The organism is Fulvivirga lutimaris (assembly GCF_009711525.1).
In the GTDB taxonomy this organism is placed as follows: Bacteria; Bacteroidota; Bacteroidia; order Cytophagales; family Cyclobacteriaceae; genus Fulvivirga; species Fulvivirga lutimaris.
In genome coordinates this window covers 1-4,723 of the sequence record NZ_SMLV01000195.1, presented here as the reverse complement: position 1 = coordinate 4,723, position 4,723 = coordinate 1, and the positions used below count along the sequence as shown (strand labels likewise).

General features: G+C 37.3%; 6 protein-coding genes. 2 read left to right on the top strand and 4 right to left on the bottom strand.

The genetic code is table 11. The features are described 5' to 3' along the window. Window positions 1–284: 284 nt before the first annotated feature. Window positions 285–476, top strand: coding sequence for a PspC domain-containing protein (locus E1140_RS01880; RefSeq protein ID WP_155178454.1), 192 nt, complete (start codon window positions 285–287; stop codon window positions 474–476). Here E1140_RS01880 and E1140_RS01875 read toward each other — a convergent pair whose 3' ends face one another. Genes E1140_RS01875 through E1140_RS01865 form a run of 3 tightly spaced genes read right to left on the bottom strand, consistent with a single transcriptional unit; the run spans window position 477 to window position 2,999 of the window. Further along, window positions 477–908, bottom strand: coding sequence for a hypothetical protein (locus E1140_RS01875; RefSeq protein WP_155178452.1), 432 nt, complete (start codon window positions 906–908; stop codon window positions 477–479). A gap of 60 nt (window positions 909–968) precedes the next feature. Further along, on the bottom strand, window positions 969–2,195 hold the full coding sequence (locus E1140_RS01870; protein ID WP_155178450.1) for a J domain-containing protein: 1,227 nt from the start codon (window positions 2,193–2,195) through the stop codon (window positions 969–971). A 24-nt stretch (window positions 2,196–2,219) separates the two neighbouring features. Then, window positions 2,220–2,999: a prolipoprotein diacylglyceryl transferase gene (locus tag E1140_RS01865; RefSeq protein WP_155178448.1), complete on the bottom strand. Its 780-nt coding sequence runs from the start codon at window positions 2,997–2,999 to the stop codon at window positions 2,220–2,222. A 63-nt stretch (window positions 3,000–3,062) separates the two neighbouring features. On the opposite strand from E1140_RS01865, the gene E1140_RS01860 reads away from it, so the two are divergent. Next, complete coding sequence (locus E1140_RS01860; RefSeq protein WP_281350337.1) at window positions 3,063–3,908, top strand: DMT family transporter; 846 nt, start codon at window positions 3,063–3,065, stop codon at window positions 3,906–3,908. Window positions 3,909–3,958: 50 nt separating this feature from the next. On the opposite strand, the gene gap is transcribed toward E1140_RS01860, so the two are convergent. Then, window positions 3,959–4,723, bottom strand: a 765-nt coding sequence (gene gap, locus E1140_RS01855; protein WP_155178444.1) for a type I glyceraldehyde-3-phosphate dehydrogenase, incomplete at its 5' end; no start/stop codon positions are given.

Genomic DNA, 4,723 nt, shown 5'->3' with positions numbered 1-4,723 from the left:
GGTTATAACTGGGTAAAAAATTGTACTTATCCTTTTTATTACTCAGTATTCAGCTTATCTAACTATTAATCAGTTGATTATAAATCAACAGGCGATCAAAAAGTATTTAATTTCTTACATGAATTTAACACACTTTGAACAAAAATGATTTATTCAAACACCTGATTATTAAAGAATTAATTGCCAAAACAATGCCAAATTATGATTGAGGTGTTAGTTTTTAGGGTTTGTTTGTAGAATTTATGCCTTGATTTTTTATATTCGATCATCAAAACTTGAACATTATGGCAACAACAGGATTAAAAAGATCTAAGAGCAATGCAGTACTTGGAGGGGTGTGCGCTGGTATAGCGAATTATTTAGGGTGGGATGCTAGCAGAGTGCGATTATTGTATGTATTGGTCTCTATTCTTAGCGTTGCTTTTCCGGGAGCGCTTGTCTACCTTATATTGTGGGTTGCCATGCCTGCCGATTAATCACAAATTGTGCAGCTTTAGAAATTCCTTAACATTGGTTCTTACTACTTGTGTGGAGTTGCCATCAAATGGTGCAGTGGCTATAGCCTTGAAGAGTTCTCCTACAACTGTTGCTTCGAAGCCAAGCTTTTTAGCATAGACAGAAGCAACTTCCAATTCGATATCTTCTACAATGTTATCCATGTATATCATATGTACAAGATGATATATGGCCTCCATTTTTTCTACTTTGCTTTCAGCATCATGGAACTCTAAACGATCAAACTCACCCTCGATTTTATGAAGATCTTCCTGGCTGAGATTCAGTTGGGCGCTCCATTTCATGAGGCAAGCCACATACTTACTTTCAATCTTATCCTGACTCAAAAACATGGCAAGAATGTTGAAAAAGCTATCTTTTATGGATTGTAGTTCTTGTGGTTTTAGATTCATAATTATAAGCAGTCAAAGCTTAACTAGGACGTACTATCAATTAACAAAATAAATTGATAATTAGTCACAAATAATCTGATTTTTTATACTATTCCTAGACAAACCTCTGTCTAAGGCGCGTTTGAGGTCAAGGCATGCTCGATCTTTTTGACCAAGGTTATATTTAGCCTTACCTCTCAGGAAATACATTTCTGATCTTTCAGGACGTAAAAAGATAGCCCAATTGCAATCTTTAATAACTTCTTCATAATCGGCCTGTGTAAACATTAGTTCAGCTCGTATTTTGAACATTTCAAAGTATGATTCAGGTACCTCTTTTGGATCAATGACAAATTCGAAAGCATCTCCATATGCATCACTCTGGTATTTTTTGAAAGTATAACGAGCTTCTGTGTAGTAGTCTATCGCTTTCTCTATATTGTTCAACTTGTATTGATAGAGCTCGGCAATTTTTAACATCAACTGAAGGTTGCCAGCATCTCTGATTAAAATATAATCATAAGCATGGGCAGCTTTCCTGTATTCCTCCAGCTTCATATAACATTCAGCCATAAGTTGCCATGTCTTTAGTCGCATTGGATGCTGAAAGTCCCTAAGTACTTCTAGTTTGCTAACTGCCTGCGTGTAGTCTGCTTCATTAAATTGATTAACAGCCATTATATTGAGATTACTGAGCATCTGATCTTTGGCCTCGTAGAACTTATGTTCGATAGGATTATCATGCTCGAGTTGAATAATCATCTCCAAAGATTCTCTAAATTGACCGTTATCATATAAGGTCTGTGCTTCAGCTATTTTTTGATTATTGTATTGCTCAATTCTTGCAGCCTCTTGCTCATCCAAGTATTCATTGATCTTAGCAAAACTTACTGCTATGACAGCAAAAGCTATAACTACTGCAAAAGCTAATATCTGATTTTTGAAATAGTTTCTATCTACTTTGTAAACTGGAGCGGTTTTATATTTTGGAGCCTTTCTCCAGTCATATCGGCCATACCTGTTGTAAACATTAGTTTCTTTTGGTGGCTGCCGTGGAGGTGGCTTGGGTGTTGTGTATACATGCTTGGTTTGGTATGAATAGTTGAGTAAGAAGTCATACCTACCCTTTTTTTGAGGATCTATTAAGGTTTGATAGGCCTCATTAACAATTTTAAATTGTTCTTCAGCCCATTTGTCGCCAGAATTACGATCAGGATGATACTTCAAGGCAAGCTTTTTATATGCTGCCTTTATTGTGCCGGGGTCTGCCGACCTTGGTATACCTAATGTCTGATAAAAATCAAGCATACATTAAGTTACTAAACAATCACTTTATTTTTTATTGATGACTTTGCCTTTTTTAATCAGCCTTATATAGAAGTATAGGGTGACACTGACAATTATTAATGAAATGAATTGAGAGTTTGATAAGTAGCCATCAATTACGAAACCACGGCTTAGGTCGCCCCTGAACTCTTCTATAACAGATCTGCCAATGGCATAAAGCATTAAATAAGATAGAAAAAGCTGACCTTGAAATTTTTGATATTTTTTAATAACCAGAAGTATCAGCAATATCACTAGTATCATAGCTGAGCTGTACAGTTGAGTAGGATGCAAAGGGGTGTTCAATGGAGCAAGACACGCTTCATCTGTGAATACAACAGAAAGAGGCCCGTGCCATTCTATCCCGTGACAGCAACCAGCCATAAAGCAACCTATGCGCCCAAAAAAGTGAACAATACACGTTGTAATAGCCATGATGTCCAGCATAGGGTAGAGTGGTAGTTTATGTTTCTTGAAAAACCACAGCATTGTTGGTATACAAAACAGAAGTGAACCATAGAAAACGAAACCTCTGCCGGTTAATAAGGCACTTAGGTTGTTGGCGTAATATCCGGGTTTTTCAAAAAATAGGAACAGTTTGCCACCAACTATGGCTGCTACCAATAATAAAAGAAACAATGAGTTTATTTGATCAAAAGTGGTGTTGAATTGCTTTTTGGACTGCTGCCAGACATAAGTCACACCACATATGGCTCCAATTACTATGAAAAAACCATACGAGTAAATCGTGAAAACATCGCCTATTTTAAATATTACCGGGTGCATCTATAATTTCAATTGGTTTGCAATATGAGCCTCTTTTAATACCAAATTAAGGTTATTTGCGGAATGATTACAAAAGGCTTAAAATTCATGATTTTGGCAACATTCTTATTTGCATTGATGAATGTGTTTGTCAAAATGATTCCAAATATACCGGCTGTTCAGGTTGTCTTGTTTAGGTCAGTTGTGTCTTTAGTACTTAGTGCGGCATTTTTAAAAGGGCAGCGTGTCAATTTATGGGGCAATAACAAGAAACTTCTTCTTCTAAGAGGAGCATTTGGTTCAGTTGGGCTGATATTATATTTTTATACATTGCAAGCCATGCCTCTTGCAAGTGCAGTTACCATTCAATTTTTGGCGCCTATTTTCGCTACGATATTGGGCATTTTTATAGTTAAGGAAAAGGTGAAGCCTTTACAGTGGTTCTTCTTTTTACTCGCATTTACAGGAGTGGTGCTAGTAAAGGGCTTTGATCCGAGAATAACGCCATGGCTATTCTTAGTTGGTATTATATCGGCATTATTCTCAGGCCTGGCATATAATGTTATTAGAAAACTTAAGTTGACTGAGCATCCACTGGTTATTGTATTTTACTTCCCGCTTGTGACCATACCCTTTGCCGGGGTTTGGTCTTATTTCAATTGGGTAGTGCCCACGCCTATCGAATGGGGGATATTACTAATAGTAGGTGTGCTGACACAGCTGGCACAATACTTTATGACTAAGGCTTATCAGGAGGAGGAGCTTTCTAAAGTGTCTAGCTTACAATACATTGGTATTATTTACGCCCTTGGCTTTGGTTTTGTATTGTTCGATGAGCTGTTTAATGTTATGTCTTATGTAGGAATGGCTATTATGTTGATTGGCGTCTTTGCCAATGTTTGGTATAAAAACCGTATTGCAAGAGTATAAAAAAAGCCATCCCGATTGAGGATGGCTTTCTAAAATTATTATTGATTCAATTACGCAATCTTAGAAATAAGGTCCGCTACTCTGTTAGAGTATCCAGCTTCATTATCATACCAGGAAACAACTTTTACTAGGTTTCCATTAACTGAAGTCATTTGAGAATCAAAAATAGAAGAATGTGGGTCTCCTACAATATCAGAAGACACAATTGGATCTTCAGTATATTTCAAGATACCTTTCATAGGGCCTTCAGCTGCAGCTTTCATGGCAGCATTAATTTCTTCGATTGTAGTTTCTTTTTTCAATACACAAACAAGGTCAGTTAAAGAACCAGTTGGTGTAGGTACACGTACGGCATTACCATCTAGTTTACCTTTAAGATCAGGTAAAACAAGACCTACAGCTTTAGCAGCTCCAGTAGTAGTAGGCACAATGTTGATAGCAGCAGCTCGGGCTCTTCTCAAATCTTTGTGAGGAGCATCCTGCAAGTTTTGATCAGAAGTATAAGCGTGAATTGTAGTAATAAATCCTTTATCGATACCGAAGTTATCATTCAATACCTTAGCCATAGGTGCAAGGCAGTTAGTAGTACAAGAAGCATTAGACATGATTGTCTCGGTTCCAGTAAGGATGTCATCATTAACACCTAAAACTACAGTAGGGATATCTCCTTTGGCAGGCGCAGAAATTACAACTTTCTTGGCACCGGCAGATAAATGCTTAGAAGCACCATCTTTGTCTACAAAGAATCCAGTAGACTCTAAAACAATATCAACACCAAGTTGAGCCCAAGGTAGGTTAGCTGGGTCACGCTCAGC

What these genes read in the sequence shown, in the direction of transcription:
- E1140_RS01865 (WP_155178448.1), bottom strand. Translation starts at nt 2,999, where the DNA reads ATGCACCCGGTAATATTTAAAATAGGCGATGTTTTCACGATTTACTCG.
- E1140_RS01880 (WP_155178454.1), top strand. Translation starts at nt 285, where the DNA reads ATGGCAACAACAGGATTAAAAAGATCTAAGAGCAATGCAGTACTTGGA.
- E1140_RS01875 (WP_155178452.1), bottom strand. Translation starts at nt 908, where the DNA reads ATGAATCTAAAACCACAAGAACTACAATCCATAAAAGATAGCTTTTTC.
- E1140_RS01860 (WP_281350337.1), top strand. Translation starts at nt 3,063, where the DNA reads ATGATTACAAAAGGCTTAAAATTCATGATTTTGGCAACATTCTTATTT.
- E1140_RS01870 (WP_155178450.1), bottom strand. Translation starts at nt 2,195, where the DNA reads ATGCTTGATTTTTATCAGACATTAGGTATACCAAGGTCGGCAGACCCC.